This is a genomic window from Candidatus Nitrospira neuquenensis, assembly GCF_979578155.1.
In genome coordinates this window covers 34,957-51,583 of sequence record NZ_CEFZDU010000005.1, presented here as the reverse complement: position 1 = coordinate 51,583, position 16,627 = coordinate 34,957, and the positions used below count along the sequence as shown (strand labels likewise).

The following is a 16,627-nucleotide window of genomic DNA, read 5'->3' as shown; positions in this document are numbered from 1 at the left end:
CTCCCCCCTCGGGACGCCCCTTATACCCTGTCGATGGTCACCCATGCAAACTTGAACGCCGGGACGCCGGTGGCGCCGTCCACCTCGACCGGCATCAGGTCCTTGACCGGCGGCTCGTTGAAGTGCTCGGGGAAGAAACAGGAGCCCGGCGCCAGCGAGGGATCGGCCTGTACGCCCATCTCCAGCGCGCCCCGCGCCGAGGTCACCCGCACGCGCGCGCCCTCGACGAGGCCCAGCCGTTCCATGTCCACCGCGCTCATCCGGAGGCGCCCGCTGTTCGGGTAGAGCTGGATCAGCCCCGACGCCTGGGTGGACAGCTTCCCGGAATGGTACAGCACCTGCCGCATCGTGAGCCCGAAGCGGTTCCCGGTATGGGGTGCGGCATGAGGGGTGAGGGGGAGAGAAGAATACCGGGCAGCCACCTCGACGGGGTAGCCGTCCGCGAGGTAGGCATCCGGCGACACGACCGGTTTCTTCGGCTGTCCGAGGTTGTAGTAGCCCGGCAGCAGCCTCATGATCTCGGCCTGGATGTCGTTCGCCGACTCGTACTCGAAGGGCGCGCCCAGGCCCGTGGCGAGCGCGGTGAAGATATGCCAGTCCGGCAGGCTCTCGCCGAGCGGGTCCATCGCCTGCCGGACGCGCTGCACCTTGCCGTCCTGGCTGGTGACCGTGCCATCCTTCTCCGCGAAGGTGCAGGCCGGGAGGAGGATATGGGCCAACTGGGCGGTCTCGGTCAGGAAGGGGTCCTGGCAGACGAGCAGCTCCAGCCGCTCCAGCGCCTCCCGGACGCCGAGCGACGCCGGGAGGGTCGCCAGGGGATTCTCGCCGACCACGTAGAGCGCCTTGATCTCGCCGCTCCGGCAGCGCCGGAGGATGTCCAGGAGCCCGCCGCCGCTCCCCGCGGGCGGCAGATCGGCCCCCCAGGCCGCGGCGAACCGCGCGCGCGCCGCCTCGTCGTCGAACCGCGCCTGCCCCGGCAGGAACTCCGGCACCGCGCCCAGGTCCACCGCGCCCTGCTCGTTGGCCTCCTCGGTGACCGTGTTGATCCCGCAGCCGGGCCGGCCGAGCTTGCCGGTGATCCAGAGCAGGTCGATCAGGCTGAGCACGAGGTCGTAGCCGCCAGCGCGGCGCACCACGCCCTCGCCGCAGATGACCACGGCCCGCGGCGCTTCGGCGAAGATCGCCGCCGCCTCCTCGATCTGTGCGGCCGGGATGCCAGTCCGGTCGGCCACCGCCGCGAGCGAGAAGCCCGCCACCGCGCGCTTGAGCGCCTCGAAGGCCTGGGGATGCCTCCCGGTCGCCTCGGCGTCCACGAGGTCCTGCTCGATCGCGGCCTTGACCAAGCCCCGCACCAGCAGCCCCTCCGTGCCCGGGCGGACGGTCAGGGGATGCGAGGCCAGCCGGCCGATGTTCGTCAGGGCGGAATCCACGACGAGCACCTGGGACTTGTAGACCCGGATGGCTTCCTTGACCCGCAGGCTCGCCACCGGGTTCGTCTCCGTGAGATCGGAGCCGACGAGCAGGATCGCCTTGGCCTTGGTGATGTCCGTCGAGTCGTTCGTCGCCCGCCCCACCCCGAGCGCGCGACGCGCAGCGCGGACGAAGGCGACATGGCCGTACCGGGCGCTGCTGTCGAGCCAGTTGGTGCCCAGAACGCCGCGCAGCAGCTTCTGGAACAGGTACAGCTCCTCGTTGGTGCAGCGGGCCGTGATCAGGCCGGCCACGGCCTGCGGGCCGTGCTGGGCCTTGATCGCCGCGAGCCGGTCCACGACCTGCTGGGCCGCCTCCAGCCAGGGGGTCTCCACGAGCCGCCCGTCCTGCCGCGTGAGCGGCCTGAGCAGGCGCGCCTTGCTGTCGATGAACTGGAAGCCGAACCGCCCGCGCACGCAGAGCCCGCCGTGCCCCTTCGCCGTGTCCTCGCGGGCCCCCCACTTGTTCTTCCAGGAGAGCGGCGAGGTCACGCGGACCACGTCGGTGTCCTTCACCTCCACGTACATCTGGCAGCCGTCGCCGCAATAGTTGCAGGTCGTGGTGGTCTTCTTGAGCTGCCAGGGCTTGTAGAGGTACTTGGAGTACTTGTTCGTGATCGCGCCGACCGGGCAGACCGCCAGGCAGTCGCCGCAGAACTCGCAGGCGAGCGGCACGTCGCCCTTCGCCACGACCTGCGTGAACCCGCCCTTCTTGATGAACTGAAGGGCGTCGATCATCTGCACGTCCTTGCAGATGTTGATGCACTCGCCGCAGGCGATGCAGCGGTTCATGTTGAAGTCCAGGACGAGGCTGCGCGTGTCCTCCGGGATGAGCTTCTGCTTGGCGTTGGCCAGGTTCGTGACCCCGTGCAGGAAGGCCATGTCCTGGAGCTCGCAGTGGCCGTCCGCGTCGCAGACGGGGCAATCCAGCGGGTGCACAGAGAGGTGCTTCTCGACGGCCTTCTTCCGCGCCTGGTGGAGGTCGTCGCCCTCGGTGCGGATCACCATGCCCGCCGTGGCCTTGGCCGTGCAGGACCGCACCGGCGCCTTCTTGCCCTCCTGCATGACGAGGCACATGCCGCAGGAGCCGAAGGGGTCGAAGGTGTAGTGGTAGCACATGGCCGGGATGACCCGGCCGGTGCTCGCGATCACGTCGTACAGCGAGACGCCGTCCTTCGCCGTGACCGGCTGCCCGTCGATGCTCAGCTCGATCGTCGCCGCTTCAACGTCGGGATTCGTGGCCGGTTTCAGCGCCATGCCTGTATTCCTCGTCGTTCGTGAAGCGTCGTTCGTGAAGCGTTCTTCGGCGACACTGCCATTGCTTTCCCCCCGCCTGACGCTTCACGCTTCACGTTTCACGCCCTCTTCACCGGTCGCACTCCCCCATCACGATGTCGTAGGTGCCGAAGATCGTGACCGCGTCGGCGATCATGTAGCCGCGCGCCATGAAATCGAACGCGCCCATGTGGATGAAGGAGGGGGACCGGATCTTGAGCCGGTAGGGCTTCCCGCCGCCCGCGCTGACGATGTAGAAGCCGAGCTCGCCCTTGTGGGCCTCGGTACCGCAGTAGATTTCCCCCTTGGGGGCGTCGAACCCCTGGGAGAAGAGCTTGAACTGCTGGATCATGGACTCCAGGTTCGTGAAGACGCGGCTCTTGGGCGGCAGCGTGACGCTCGGCACCTCGGCCATGATCGGGCCCTCCGCCGGCATCTGCTCCAGGCACTGCTTGACGATCTTCACGCTCTCGTACATCTCCATGACGCGGATCCAGTACCGGTCGTAGGTATCGCCGTTCTTGCCGACCGGTACGCTGAACTCGCACCGCCCGTACATGGCGTAGGGCTCGTACTTGCGCAGGTCGTAGTCCACGCCCGAGCCACGGAGCGTCGGCCCGCTCAAGCCGAAGTTGACCGCGTCCTCCGCCGAGATCACGGCCACGCCCTTGGTCCGCGCGACCCAGATGCGATTCTTCTCGAGGAAGACGATGTACTCGTCGATCTTCGGGGGGAAGTACTCCAGGAACCGCTTCAGCTTGTCCAGGAGCGACGGGGTGAAGTCCCGCTCCACACCGCCGATCCGGTACCAGCTCGTCGTCAGCCGGGCGCCGCACAGCTCGTCGAACCAGTCGAGCAGGATCTCCCGGTCCCGGAAGGTGTAGAAGAAGACGGTCATGGCCCCGATGTCCAGGGCCTGGGTGCCGAGCCAGAACAGATGCCCGATGATCCGCTGGACCTCCGCGACGATCGTGCGCAGGTACTCCGCCCGCTCCGGCACCGTCACGTTCATCAGCTTCTCGACGGCCCGGCAGTAGGCGAAGTTGTTGTACATCGCGCAGATGTAGTCGAGCCGGTCCGTGTGGGGGATGAACTGATGATAGGTGCCGTCCTCGGCGAGCTTCTCGACCCCCCGGTGCAGGTAGCCCATGACCGGCGTCGCCTTGACGATCCGCTCGCCCTCCAGCTCCAGGATCACCTTCAGCACCCCGTGCGTGCTCGGGTGCTGCGGCCCCATGTTCAGGAGCAGCTCCTCCGTCCGGAGCGTCGGCAGTGCCTCGGTCTCCGGATGGGTCGGATCGACCTTGTAGACGGTGTCTCTTTGGTCTTCGAGCTTCATGGTTCTTGAGAATCTGCAGCGGTCAGGCGATAGACACTTCCAACTCCCGGGCCGGATTCCGTCATTCCGGCGGAAGCCGGAATCCAGCTCCGACTCCCAGGGAGCTCCGGACTGGACCCCGGCGTCCGCCGGGGTGACGACCGGAAGTCTTCCCCTCTGTCATCCCCCTTGCCCCGTCATCCCCCTCGCCCATCATTCCCCTTGCCCGTCATTCCGGCGGAAGCCGGAATCCAGCTCCGACTCCCAGGGGCTCCGGACTGGACCCCGGCGTCCGCCGGGGTGACGACCGGTTACCGGAATGTCTCGGCCGGTGACCGATCGCGGCCTCTCACTGCTTTCCTTCGTTCAAGAATTCGAACGTATCCCGCCAGCCCTTGCCCCGGAGCGGAAAATCCTTCCGCAAGGGATAGCCCTCGTCGTAGTCGTCCGGCATCAGGATGCGCCGCAGGTCCGGATGGTTCGTGAACCGGATGCCCATCATGTCGAAGACCTCGCGCTCCATGAAATCGGCGCCCTTCCAGATGTCCGTGAGCGACTGAACCTCGCAGTCGGTCTCCGGGACGCGGGTCTTAAGACGGATGCGGTGCCGCTTCCGGATCGAATAGAACTCGTACACGACCTCGAAGCGCTCCTCGTCGTCCGGCCAATCCACCGAGCTGACGTGCACGATGTAGTCGAAGTCGAGGGCCGGGTCGTCGTGCAGCACCCGCGCGACGTCGTGCAACGCCTCGCGGGTCACGGTGACGGCCAGATCGCCCCGCCACTCGACGGCCTGGACGACCCCGCGGGGAAACCGCTGCTGGAGGCGCTCGGCGATCGGATGCATCCCTTACCGTGAAACGGTAGACGTGCAACGCAAGGCGACTGTTTACCCGATCCGCTCGCCTTTTCCGCCGCCCCGCACGCCTACCCCCTCACCCCTCACGCTTTGACCTGTTCGGGCTGCTTCGTGAACACGCGCTTCTGCATGATGCGCTCCTGCAGCTTGAGGATGCCGTCGAAGAGCGCCTCCGGCGTCGGCGGGCAGCCTGGCACGTAGATGTCCACCGGCACGAACCGGTCCACGCCCTGCACGACGCTGTAACTGTCGTAGATGTTCCCCGAGGTCGCGCAGGAGCCCATGGCGATCACGTACTTGGGCTCCGGCATCTGGTCGTAGATCTTGCGGATGACCGGGGCCATCCGCCGGCAGACCGTGCCGGCCACGATCATCAAGTCGGACTGGCGCGGCGAGGCGCGAAACACGCCGGCCCCGTAGCGGTCCATGTCGTAGCGGGAGGAGACGGCGGCGATCATCTCGATCGCGCAGCAGGCCAGCCCGAAGGTCATCGGCCAGAGCGACCCCTTGCGGGCCCAGTTGACCGCCTTCTCCACCGTGGTGGTGATGACGTCCGGCTGCCCGTCCTTGTCGTGCCGGCCGATCCGGATCAGTCCCACTCCAGCGCCCCCTTCTTCCACGCATAGACGTAGCCGACCAGGAACAGCGCGATGAAGATCAGCATCTCGACCAGGCCGATCAGCCCGATCTCGGAGAAGGTCACCGCCCAGGGATAGAGGAAGATGACCTCGATGTCGAAGATGACGAACAACATGGCGAAGATGTAATAGCGGACGGGGAAGGGCATCCGCGCGTCGGAAAAGGGCTCGCTCCCGCATTCATAGGGGCTGAGTTTCTCCGGCTCGGGGTACTTCGGCTGCACGAAGTAGCTGACGACCAGCGTGACCACCCCGAAGGCCAGGGCGATCCCGATGAAGAGCAGGATCGGGTAATACCGCGTCAGGTATTCCAGGAAGAGCGCGGAGTCCGACACCGAACCCTCATTCAAAATCGTTGATTTGCAGCGGAGATTCGATGATCGTAGTCTCCGCCTTATCGAATTTCAAGCGCGAAAAGGACCTACCGAGCTTTCACCGAAAGCCCTACGAGAGAGCCGCGGCTGCCCGCGGAACGCTGGTCCGAGCCGGCCTCGGGGGCGCCGGAGGAGGGAGCGTGGAGCAGGGTCAGGAAGGCCGGCCCATGCGGTCGGAGGGGGTGCGAAGGCCCTTCGGCTTTTCACCCGTGGAGACGTCCCACTCCGCTTCCAGCGGCGGCACCGCCTTGGCCTTCTTGCGGCGATGGATCTGGGTTTCGATCCGCCGGGCGGGGGAGCCTGGGACGTCCGGGGCACCCTGTGCTCGGCGCGGCTGCGTGGGCATGGGACCTTCCGCTCCTCCTGGGGTTTTCCACGATACCACCCCCGCCCCACCCCGTCAAACCCGCGCAGGCCACGGACATTCCTTGACAAATCAAGCTTCTCTGGTATCGTGGGGCGCGTGAGCCTCGATCGCCTGATCGAGATGAGTCGCCGGCACCGCCGGGCAGGAGCCCTCGGACTCGCGGGCTTGGTCGCCCTCCTGTCGGTGGCTCCGGCCTCCGCCGAGCCACGGCCCGACCCGGCGGGGCCGGACCTCGTCCGCTACGGCGAGCCGGCCCAGACCTTCGCCGCCGGCTTCATCAAAGTCAGCCTCCCCGAAGAGGGGTTCGTCCTCGAAGCCTCCGGCAACAAGCGCATGTACGCCTCAGGAGACCGGCTCTCGATCAAGCTGGTCAACCCCCAGGAGGTGCAGCCCGGCTCCTTCTACACGATCTACCGTTGGGTCCATGAGGTCCTCCACCCCTGGACCAAGCGCTACGTGGGCAACCTCTACACGATGGTGGCGGTGGTCAAGGTGGTCGAGATCGAGCAAGACGTCGCCACCGTGGCCATCGAGCGCACCTACGACAGCATCTCGCCCCGCTACGCCGTGATGCGCTTCGAGGTCCCGCCGGCCGAGCCCCGCGACTCGGCCGACCGTTCGGGCCCGCCGGGCCTGGGAACCATCGTAGACCTGCCGCCGCAGCAGACGATGGCCGGCAAGGGGACGATCGTCTATCTCGACTGGGGCCGACGCGAGGGTCTCAGGACCGGGGACCGGCTGGAGGTCATTCGCCTGCCGGTGGGGCGGCCGCGGGTCCCCATCGGGCTCTTAAAGGTCGCCCACGTCGAGGAGGGCACCGCGACGGCCTTCATCATCCAATCCAGCGACGCGATCCAGCGCGGCGACCGGGTGGCGTTCAAGGAGCCGGCCCCGCCGCCCGAGCCGCCGCCGCGGGAGGCGACGGCGTCCGGCCTGGGGCAGGCGAGACCGACCACCGTGGGACGCGACGCCCCCGCCCTCGGCGAGTCGGCGCCGGAAGCGGCGGGCGCCCCGGACGGCGCGCTGGCCGATCAGGTCGCCACGCTCGCCCGCCGGCTCGAATTCCCGCCGGGCCGGGTCCTGCCCACGGGGCCCGGCCTGAAGATCCTCGACCGCATCGCCGACCTCCTGCGGAACGCGGGGGAGCCGCGCATCCGCATCGAGGGCCATGCCGACGACCAGCCGATCGGGGCGTCGCTGCTCGGCGTCTTTCCCTCCAACCGGGAACTGTCCGTCGCCCGCGCCGAGGCCGTCGCCCGCTACTTCGCGGAGCACGGCGGGCTGGACCCGGCGAATCTCTCCACCGCCGGCTTCGGCGAAACGAAACCCGTCGCGGACAACCGGACGGAGGACGGCCGACGGCGCAACCGACGGATCGAGGTCCGATTCCTCCCCGCCCCCGCGTCCCGCCCCGCGCCGATTACAGAGAATCCCTGATTCTCGACTCCGCGGCTTGACAGGCGTCTTTCGCGGATGCTAGTCTGTCGCGTTTTCTTCGCGCCCGCACCTCCGATTCACCCCGTCTGTCAACGGGTTCGCCGGTACCGACTGTGATCAAGAGTTCTGTCGCACGCCGTTACGCCAAGGCCCTGTTCGATCTCCTGGATGCCGCGAACGTGGAGCCGACCCGAGCCGGATTGACCGCGCTCGGCGACGCCCTGAGCGTGTCCACCGACCTGCGGCACGTCCTGGCCTCTCCTGCCACCAACTTCGAGGAGAAGCGCGAGGTCCTGACCGCCCTGAGCCGCCGTCTCGGCTGCCCGGAGGTCGTCGACGGTTTCCTCGCTCAGCTCGTCAGGAAGAACCGCGTCGGTCTGCTCCCGGAGATCGCCGACGCCTTCGGCGTCCTGGCCGACCAGGCGCGCGGCGCCCGGCAAGTGACCGTCTCCACGGCCCGCCCCTTCGACGCCGCCGAAACGGACGCGCTGCGCGGCCGCCTGGCCCAGCTCCTCCGGCAGGACGTGGAACTGGAATTCCGGACCGACCCCGAGATGATCGCCGGCGTCCAGGTCCGCATCGGAAGCACCGTGTTCGACAGCAGCGTGAGGGGCCGCCTCGCCGCGATGAAGGCCCTTCTGGCGAAGGAGTAGCCGCATGCAGATCAAGGCAGAAGAGATCACGACGATCATCAAGGAAAAGATCAAGGGCTTCGACCAGCGCGTCGAGGTGAAGGAGCGCGGCGCCGTCATCCAGGTCGGCGACGGCATCGCCAAGGTCTACGGCCTGGAGGGCGCGATGGCCGGCGAGTTGCTCGAGTTCCCGGGCGGCGTCTACGGCATCGCGCTCAACCTGGAGGAAGACAGCGTCGGCGTCGTGCTCATGGGCGAGGACACGGGCATCAAGGAGGGCGACCCCGTCAAGCGCACGGGCCGCATCGCCGAGGTGCCGGTGGGCGAGGCCCTGGTCGGCCGCGTGGTCAACGCCATCGGCCTGCCGCTCGACGGCAAGGGCCCGATCAAGTCCAGCCAGACGCGCCGCATCGAGGTCCGCGCCCCCGGCGTGGTGGACCGGCAGTCCGTCCGCGAGCCGCTGCAGACCGGCATCAAGGCCATCGACGCCATGATCCCGATCGGTCGCGGCCAGCGCGAGCTGATCATCGGCGACCGGCAGACCGGCAAGACCGCGATCGCGGTGGACACCATCATCAATCAGAAGGGGCAGGACGTCTTCTGCATCTACGTCGCAATCGGCCAGAAGCGCTCCACCGTCGCCCGCGTGGTCAAGACGCTGGAGGAGCACGGCGCGATGGACTACAGCCTGGTCGTGTCGGCCACCGCCAGCGACGCCGCCTCCCTCCAGTTCATCGCCCCCTACGCCGGCGTCGCGATGGGCGAGTACTTCCGCGACAACGGCAAGCACGCCCTGATCGTCTACGACGACCTGTCCAAGCACGCCACGGCCTACCGGCAGCTCTCGCTGCTGCTGCGCCGGCCGCCGGGCCGCGAGGCCTACCCGGGCGACGTGTTCTACCTGCACTCGCGGCTGCTCGAGCGGGCGGCCAAGCTGAGCCCCAAGCTGGGCGGCGGCAGCCTCACCGCGCTCCCCGTCATCGAGACCCAGGCGGGCGACGTCTCCGCCTACATCCCGACCAACGTCATCTCGATCACCGACGGCCAGATTTACCTGGCCGCCGACCTCTTCTACTCGGGCATCCGGCCCGCGATCAACGTCGGGCTCTCGGTCTCCCGCGTCGGCGGGTCGGCCCAGATCAAGACCATGAAGCAGGTCGCCGGCACCCTGCGGCTGGACCTCGCCCAGTACCGCGAGATGGCCGCCTTCGCCCAGTTCGGCAGCGAGCTGGACAAGGCCACCCAGGCCCAGCTCGCGCGCGGCGTCCGGATGGTCGAGCTGCTCAAGCAGGGCCAGTACAAGCCCATGGCGGTGGCGGATCAGGTGCTGTCCATCTTCGCGGGCGTCAACGGCTTCGTGGACGATGTGGCCGTGGACAAGATCCAGCAGTTCGAGTACGACCTGCTGCACTACGTCGCCCAGCACCATCCCCAGGTGAAGAAGGACCTCGTCGCCAAGGCCAAGATCGACGAGGCCTTCGCCGGTGAGCTGAAGCAGATCATCACCGCCTTCAAGCAGAAGATGGGATACGGGGCGAAGTGAGGATCGCTGATCGAGGGATCGAAGACAGTGCCGAGAGCGGGGGGGTGAGGCGTCCGGGGTTCTCAATCGGACATCACCCGATCCTCGCATCGCCCGAGCCTTGAATCATGCCGAGTCTCCAGAGCTTCCGGCGCAAGATCGCCGCGGTCAAGAACACGCAGAAGATCACCAAGGCCATGAAGATGGTGGCCGCGGCGAAGCTCAAGCGCGCCCAGGACCGCATCCTGGCCGCGCGGCCCTACGCCCACAAGCTGCGCAGCGTGCTGGGCAACCTGAGCCGGCGGGTGAACCGCGCCGCCCATCCCCTGCTCCAGAAGCGGACCGGGCGCCGCGTCGAAGTCCTCGTCGTCACCAGCGACCGCGGCCTCTGCGGCGCCTTCAACGCGAACATCGTCCGCCGGGCGCTGGAGTTCATCCGCGAGGTCGAGGGGCGCGGCGGGGCCGTGACCGTGAGCCTCATCGGTCGCAAGGGTCGCGAGTACTTCCGCCGTCGCCACTGGCCCATCCGGCAGCAGTGGATGGGGGTGTTCGACCGGCTGACCTACGAGCACGGTCTCGACGTCGGACAGGACCTGATCGACACCTACGTCAAGGACGGCTTCGACGAGCTGCACGTCATCTACAACGAGTTCAAGTCCGCGATCCAGCAGCGCGTGATCGTGGAGAAGCTGTTCCCACTGGACGCCATCGAGCAGATCGCCGGTGACGGGGAGCCGACCCAGGCGGGCGGGAGCTACCTCTACGAGCCGGACGAGGACGAGCTGCTCGCCCTGTTGCTCCCGAAGCACTTCCACTGGCAGGCCTACCGCATCCTGCTCGAGTCGTCCGCGGCCGAGCACGGCGCCCGGATGGCCGCCATGGACGGCGCGACCAGGAACGCCGGCGAGCTGATCAAGAAGCTGACGCTCTACTACAACAAGACCCGCCAGGCCGCGATCACCAAGGAGCTGATGGACATCGTCGGCGGGGCGGAAGCCTTGAAATAGTGTTGAGCTGTCCGGATGTCCCTTCGGCGCGGCATCGTCGTTCAACACTGAACACTCAAAACTCTCAACGCGCGACGGCAAGGAGCGATATGGCTACCGGCAAGGTCATCCAGGTTATCGGTCCCGTGGTGGACGTGGAGTTTCCCCAGGGCCAGCTTCCGAACATCTACAACGCCCTCCGGATCGAGGAGGCGGAGGACCGGCAGACCGGGCGACCCGAGATCAAGGTGACCCTTGAGGTCGCCCAGCATCTCGGCGAGAACCGCGTGCGCGCCGTCGCCATGTCCTCGACGGACGGCCTGGTCCGCGGCATGAACACCCGTGACACGGGCGCGCCGATCTCCGTCCCCGTCGGCCGCGAGACCCTGGGCCGCCTGATCAACGTCCTGGGCGAGCCGGTGGACGAGCGGGGGCCGATCAAGGCCAAGAAGACCTACCCGATCCACCGGCCGGCGCCCCCGCTCGAGGAGCAGGAGACGAAGACCGAGGTGCTGGAGACCGGGATCAAGGTCGTGGACCTGCTGGAGCCCTACGCCAAGGGCGGCAAGGTCGGGCTGTTCGGCGGCGCCGGCGTGGGCAAGACCGTCATCATCATGGAGCTGATCAACAACATCGCGCTCCACCACGGCGGCTTCTCCGTGTTCGCCGGCGTGGGCGAGCGGACCCGCGAGGGCAACGACCTCTGGCACGAGATGCAGGAGTCCAAGGTCATCGACCCGGACGACTACACCAAGTCCAAGGCCGCGCTCGTGTACGGCCAGATGAACGAGCCGCCGGGCGCCCGTCTCCGCGTGGGCCTCACCGGCCTCACCATCGCCGAGTACTTCCGCGACGAGGAGCACCAGGACGTGCTCCTATTCGTGGACAACATCTTCCGGTTCACCCAGGCCGGCTCCGAGGTGTCCGCGCTCCTGGGCCGCATGCCCTCGGCCGTGGGCTACCAGCCGACCCTCGGCACGGAGATGGGCGCGCTGCAGGAGCGCATCACCTCGACGAAGCGGGGCTCGGTCACGTCGGTGCAGGCCATCTACGTGCCGGCCGACGACCTGACCGATCCGGCGCCGGCGACGGCCTTCGCCCACCTGGACGCGACGACCGTGCTCTCGCGGCAGCTCGCCGAGCTGGGCATCTATCCCGCCGTGGATCCGCTGGATTCCACCTCCCGGATCCTCGACCCGCAGATCATCGGGGAAGAGCACTACCGCGTGGCCCGGGCGGTCCAGTCGGTGTTGCAGCGGTACAAGGACCTCCAGGACATCATCGCCATCCTGGGCATGGACGAGCTGTCGGAGGACGACAAGCTCATCGTCGCCCGGGCGCGCAAGATCCAGCGCTTCCTCTCGCAACCCTTCCACGTGGCCGAGGCTTTTACCGGCACGCCGGGCAAGTACGTGAAGCTCAAGGACACGGTGCGCAGCTTCAAGGAGATCGTCGAGGGCAAGTACGACGACCTGCCCGAGCAGGCCTTCTACATGGTCGGGACGATCGACGAGGCCGTGGCCAAGGCGGAGAAGCTGGGATTCAAACGGGCGTAAGGGGTGAGGGGTACGGCGTAAGGTGAAAAGCGGTGCGTGTGCCGCCCCTCACGCCTCACGGATAACCGATGGCTAGCACACTCCTTCTCGAAGTCGTCACCCCCGAGCACCTCCTGCTGAGCCAGGAGGTGGAGGAGGTCATCGCGCCCGGCGCCGAGGGCGACTTCGGCGTCCTGCCGGGGCACGGTCATTTCCTCTCCTCGCTGCGGATCGGCGAGCTGCGCTACCGGGTCGGCGAGACGATCTCCTACATGTCGGTCCTCTGGGGCTTCGCCGAGGTCACCCCGCGCAAGGTGACGATCCTGGCCGAGATCGCCGAGAAGGCCGAGGAGATCGACGTCGAGCGGGCCGAGGCGGCCGTGCGCGCCGCCGAGCAGAAGCTGGAGCAGGGCGGCCTGCTCCCCTCCGAGGTCGAGCAGACCCGCGTGAGCCTGGAGAAGGCCCGCCTCCGCAAGAAGATCGCCGAACGCGCACGGCAGAAGTAGCTCGCTTCCCATCGCGACCCTCACGGCTGTTCTCCGTACCCGTAAGGGCGGGGCTCTCTCCTAATTCATTGACAGCGCGCAATGTTCTGCGTATGGTCTTCCCCTGATCCGAGCCGTGGCCTACCCACGCGCCGCGACAAGGCCGCGACCGGCTCAGCGTGAAATTCACCCCAGGAAGGAGGCTCATCGTGGCCAGCAGGCGGACGACCATGACTCATTCGGCATGGGTGGGCACAGCGGGGCTCCTGGTCTGTGCGGGGATGCTCGCCGGCTGCGCCACCTCCGGCGACATCGAGCAGGTGCGGCAGGAGGCCCAACGCGGCGAGAGCGAGCTGCGGACGGAGCTCACGAAGGATCAGTCCCAGCTCACCACGCTGGCGAAGGAGAACGAGGCCCTGCGCGCCTCGCACGCCAAGGTGTCCAAGACGGTGAAGGAATACTTGAAGGCGGAAGAGGCGCGTCACCTGACCGCCCTGGAGCAGGTCCGGGCCGCCATGAAGGCGCTGGAATAAGGAGGGCGGCCATGAAGTGTTGGGACGCGAGCGGGCGGGGAATCGGTCGGCGAGCGACGGGGCTGCTGCTGACCACCGGGCTGCTGCTGGCCGGCTGCGCCACCTCCGGCGACGTGGAGCAGGTCCGCAAGGAGCGTGAAGAGGCGAAGGCCAAGCTGCGCACCGAAGTCCGGCAGGAGCGCGAACGGACCGCCGCGATGGCGCAGGCGAGCGCGGCCGAGCGGGCCAAGGCCGAGCAGCTCGAGCAGCGCCTGCGGGCGATGGCGGGCGGCGGCGCCCCCACGGCCGCGCTCGGCGCGACGGCCGCCGCGTCCTGTCCCAGCCCTCCCGTGAATCCCTGCTTCATCTTCCAGGCCCCGAAGGAAGTGGCCGCCAAGGGCGTCTACGCCGCGGTCTTCGGGCAGATCACCGATCAGGCCTACACGCCGACGAGCGGCCCGCAGCAGGGAACCTCCATCCCGACGGACACCTTCGTCTATTTCACCGGGTCGGACTATGCGATCGTCCCGGGATCGGGTTCCCTGCCCCTGGTGACCCTGTTCGCGCAGGCGGCCCCGACCCAGGACAGGACCCTGGTCACCTCCGTGCTCCAACTGCCGAGCGGCCACGTCAAGGGCGCCGCGATCGTCATCTCCATCGGCAGTCAGATCCAACTGCCGGCGTCCGGGCCGAGGGGCGGCGCGCCGGTGCCGACCGCCAACTCGTTCCCCACCGACATCTACGGGCTCTTCGAATACACCTACAACACCAGCGGCCTCGACGTGGATCTCTCGCAGGTGGACCAGGTCGGCTTTCCCTTCACGATCACCTCCGATCCCGCCCCCCCCTTTCCCGCGCAGGACGGGGTGGGCATGCCCCTGTGCCGTGACTGCCTGTTCGCGCAATTCCAGAACTATCCGGATTTCGCGGCCGGCCAGGCGGGGCACCTCTTCATGGAGAGTTTCACACGGGGCAATATCGACGGGGTGCAATACCGTCTCGTCTCTCCGCAGGATGTCCTGATCGCGATCGAGAGCGGCGGCGGGCCGGTGCAGAACCAGTCCTCCCTGAGCCCGGGCGGGAGCCTCCCGATCCCTCCCCCTCCGCAATCCGGCCCCCCGGCCTGGGGCTTCTGCTACTGGGTGACGGCCACGAGCGCGACGGGCGAGACGCCGACGAACCCCGGCTTCCAGTTCCAGGTCCCCTATAACAAGTCGGTCGACGGGCAGAACCAGCCGCAGGCCACCGTGAACCTGAGCTGGCAGCCCTTCCCCGGCGCGACGGGCTACAACATCTACCGGCTCCAGGTGCCCAACGCCAACGCCGGGGCCTGCTCCTCGACCAGTTCCCAGCTCGTGCTGGTCGGCTCCAGCACCACGACGACCTTCTCCGATAAGGGGACCGGCACGCCGAGACAGAAGAATCCGCCGCTCATCGCCTACGGCTACGATCCGCTCAGCACCTACTACACGAAGGCCATCCGGGCCTTCTTCGACGCCTACACCAGGCCGAACTCCTTTACGATCCAAGTGGACGGCACCACGTGGACGGGGCAAACCATCCAGTACAATCCTTCCTGGGCGCCGACCACGGCCTACACCGCCCTGCGGTTGAAGGGTCAGCCGGGCGGGCAGCACGCCGGCAAGGTGGTCACCGTCTACCAGCCGCTCTTCTCGACGAACACGGGCACTCCGTCGTACCCGCCGGCCCCGTCCTGGCTGCCGATCCCGACCGAATCGCCCTCGCGCATGGTCTTCGCCTGCGACGGGGTGTTCGCCTCCTCGCAGGACCCCGAAACCTTCAATGTCGGCGTCGTGAAGGACATCGAGAACCCGATCGTGTCGGCGCTGAACCGCGGGATCGCCACGACCGTGGCGCCGACCAGTTGGGCCAACTTCCCCCTGTTCATCGGAGCCGCGCCGCAGAAAAGCCAGGGCGGCGGCCTGAACGGCACCTACTACTACGTCATGACCGCCCTGGACGCCGCCGGCAACGAATCCACGCCCAGCTTCGAGTGGCGAGCGGTGGTGGACGGCTCCACCACCAACAGCGTGGCCCTGCAGTGGAAGCCCCAGGACACGAGCGTCGTCAGCGCGTTCAAGGTCTACCGCGGCACCGCCCCCGGGAAGGAAAACGTGCTGGTGACCACCGTCCAAAACAGCACCACGGCCCCGCCCACCTCCTACACGGACACCGGCAGCGGCGGGACCTCCAACACCTCCCCGCCTCACCGCTACTACGCGCCGGGGACCACCTCGAACCTCTACGCGAAGTTCCTGCACGAGGACAGCAGCTACAACCCCAACGGCATCAGCATCCACAGCCTGGTCTACGGATTTCCCTACGACGACCAGGGCGGCTCGTCCACGAACATCGGCTTCCCCACGACGCCGACCTTCGTGCCGAACTCGGTCACGATCACGCTCATGCCGTGGAGCGGGGAATAGACACTGCCAAAGAGGCGGCGCTCAGTCCACCAGCTTCTTGCGGATGGCGTACTGAATGAGCTCGGCCGTGTTCCGGAGGTGCAGCTTCTGGAGGATGCGGGCGCGGTAGGTGCTCACCGTCTTGACGCTCAGGTCCAGGTCCTCCGCGGTCTCGGTCACCGTCTTGGCGGAGGCCAGGAGGCGGAGCACCTGGAATTCACGGTTCGAGAGGGACTTGTGGCTCGGCGGCCTGGAGAGGTCGTCCACGTCCTCGCCGAGCTGCGCGGCCAGGTCCTCGCTCACGTAGCGCTCCCCGGCGGCCACCGTGCGGACGGCCTCCAGCAATTGGTCCGGCGAGCTGTCCTTCGTCAGGTAGCCGTCGGCGCCCGCGGCCAGCGCGCGCGTTCCGAACAGGTCCTCCCCGTGCATCGTCAGCATGAGGACCGGCAGGGCCGGCCGCTCGCGTTTGATCTCCCGCAGGACCTCGATGCCGTTCTTGCCCGGCATGGTGATGTCCAGCAGCACGACATGGCACGGCTTCTGCCGGATCAACGCCAGGAGCTCGCGCCCGTCGGCGGCCTCCACGCCGACCTCGATATCCGGCGCATCCTCGAGAATCCCCCGGAGTCCCTGCCGGACCAGCCGATGGTCGTCGGCCAGCGCTACCCGAATCGTCTTTGTCATGGTCATCGCGCGCCTCCTCGATGGAATCGGGCCATGGACACGGTTCGTCGACGTGGTCCATCGTAACGGCTCCGCCGACGGCCGACCAGCCGAACACGTCTGATTTTG

15 protein-coding genes are annotated in these 16,627 nt (G+C 67.6%); 8 read left to right on the top strand and 7 right to left on the bottom strand.

The genetic code is table 11. The annotated features are described in order from the left end of the window. Positions 1-20: 20 nt before the first annotated feature. From AC1U7O_RS02795 to AC1U7O_RS02770, 6 genes are all read right to left on the bottom strand, one after another. Complete coding sequence (locus AC1U7O_RS02795) at positions 21-2,726, bottom strand: molybdopterin-dependent oxidoreductase (RefSeq protein ID WP_479893048.1); 2,706 nt, start codon at positions 2,724-2,726, stop codon at positions 21-23. A 109-nt stretch (positions 2,727-2,835) separates the two neighbouring features. Next, on the bottom strand, positions 2,836-4,083 hold the full coding sequence (gene nuoD, locus AC1U7O_RS02790) for an NADH dehydrogenase (quinone) subunit D (protein WP_479893047.1): 1,248 nt from the start codon (positions 4,081-4,083) through the stop codon (positions 2,836-2,838). A gap of 328 nt (positions 4,084-4,411) precedes the next feature. Next, positions 4,412-4,909 carry an NADH-quinone oxidoreductase subunit C gene (locus tag AC1U7O_RS02785; protein ID WP_479893046.1) on the bottom strand — a complete coding sequence of 166 codons (498 nt, stop codon included), beginning with the start codon at positions 4,907-4,909 and terminating at the stop codon, positions 4,412-4,414. 95 nt (positions 4,910-5,004) lie between these two features. Further along, complete coding sequence (locus AC1U7O_RS02780; protein WP_479893045.1) at positions 5,005-5,520, bottom strand: NADH-quinone oxidoreductase subunit B; 516 nt, start codon at positions 5,518-5,520, stop codon at positions 5,005-5,007. Continuing rightward, positions 5,511-5,894 carry an NADH-quinone oxidoreductase subunit A gene (locus AC1U7O_RS02775; RefSeq protein WP_479893044.1) on the bottom strand — a complete coding sequence of 128 codons (384 nt, stop codon included), beginning with the start codon at positions 5,892-5,894 and terminating at the stop codon, positions 5,511-5,513. Before AC1U7O_RS02775 ends, AC1U7O_RS02780 begins: the two co-directional genes overlap by 10 nt. 190 nt (positions 5,895-6,084) lie before the next feature. Beyond that, positions 6,085-6,279 carry a hypothetical protein gene (locus tag AC1U7O_RS02770; protein ID WP_479893043.1) on the bottom strand — a complete coding sequence of 65 codons (195 nt, stop codon included), beginning with the start codon at positions 6,277-6,279 and terminating at the stop codon, positions 6,085-6,087. 117 nt (positions 6,280-6,396) lie between these two features. Between AC1U7O_RS02770 and AC1U7O_RS02765 the strand changes: the two genes are divergently transcribed. The 8 genes from AC1U7O_RS02765 to AC1U7O_RS02730 all read left to right on the top strand — a co-directional run bounded on the left by AC1U7O_RS02765 (position 6,397) and on the right by AC1U7O_RS02730 (position 15,856). Next, complete coding sequence (locus AC1U7O_RS02765) at positions 6,397-7,737, top strand: OmpA family protein (RefSeq protein WP_479893042.1); 1,341 nt, start codon at positions 6,397-6,399, stop codon at positions 7,735-7,737. 113 nt (positions 7,738-7,850) lie between these two features. Next, positions 7,851-8,390, top strand: coding sequence for an ATP synthase F1 subunit delta (gene atpH / locus AC1U7O_RS02760; protein WP_479893041.1), 540 nt, complete (start codon positions 7,851-7,853; stop codon positions 8,388-8,390). Positions 8,391-8,394: 4 nt separating this feature from the next. After that, positions 8,395-9,912 (top strand): F0F1 ATP synthase subunit alpha, encoded by a 1,518-nt coding sequence (gene atpA / locus AC1U7O_RS02755; RefSeq protein WP_479893040.1) that lies wholly within the window; start codon positions 8,395-8,397, stop codon positions 9,910-9,912. A gap of 107 nt (positions 9,913-10,019) precedes the next feature. Further along, positions 10,020-10,898 carry an ATP synthase F1 subunit gamma gene (gene atpG / locus AC1U7O_RS02750; protein WP_479893039.1) on the top strand — a complete coding sequence of 293 codons (879 nt, stop codon included), beginning with the start codon at positions 10,020-10,022 and terminating at the stop codon, positions 10,896-10,898. 89 nt (positions 10,899-10,987) lie between these two features. Then, entirely contained in the window at positions 10,988-12,433 is a 1,446-nt protein-coding gene (gene atpD, locus AC1U7O_RS02745) for a F0F1 ATP synthase subunit beta (RefSeq protein WP_479893038.1), read from the top strand. Positions 12,434-12,501: 68 nt separating this feature from the next. Beyond that, on the top strand, positions 12,502-12,918 hold the full coding sequence (locus AC1U7O_RS02740) for a F0F1 ATP synthase subunit epsilon (RefSeq protein WP_479893037.1): 417 nt from the start codon (positions 12,502-12,504) through the stop codon (positions 12,916-12,918). Between the two features lie 209 nt (positions 12,919-13,127). Further along, positions 13,128-13,430, top strand: coding sequence for a hypothetical protein (locus tag AC1U7O_RS02735; RefSeq protein ID WP_479893036.1), 303 nt, complete (start codon positions 13,128-13,130; stop codon positions 13,428-13,430). Between the two features lie 11 nt (positions 13,431-13,441). Then, positions 13,442-15,856 carry a hypothetical protein gene (locus tag AC1U7O_RS02730; protein ID WP_479893035.1) on the top strand — a complete coding sequence of 805 codons (2,415 nt, stop codon included), beginning with the start codon at positions 13,442-13,444 and terminating at the stop codon, positions 15,854-15,856. Between the two features lie 21 nt (positions 15,857-15,877). On the opposite strand, the gene AC1U7O_RS02725 is transcribed toward AC1U7O_RS02730, so the two are convergent. Next, complete coding sequence (locus AC1U7O_RS02725; RefSeq protein ID WP_479893034.1) at positions 15,878-16,525, bottom strand: response regulator; 648 nt, start codon at positions 16,523-16,525, stop codon at positions 15,878-15,880. Positions 16,526-16,627: the final 102 nt, after the last annotated feature.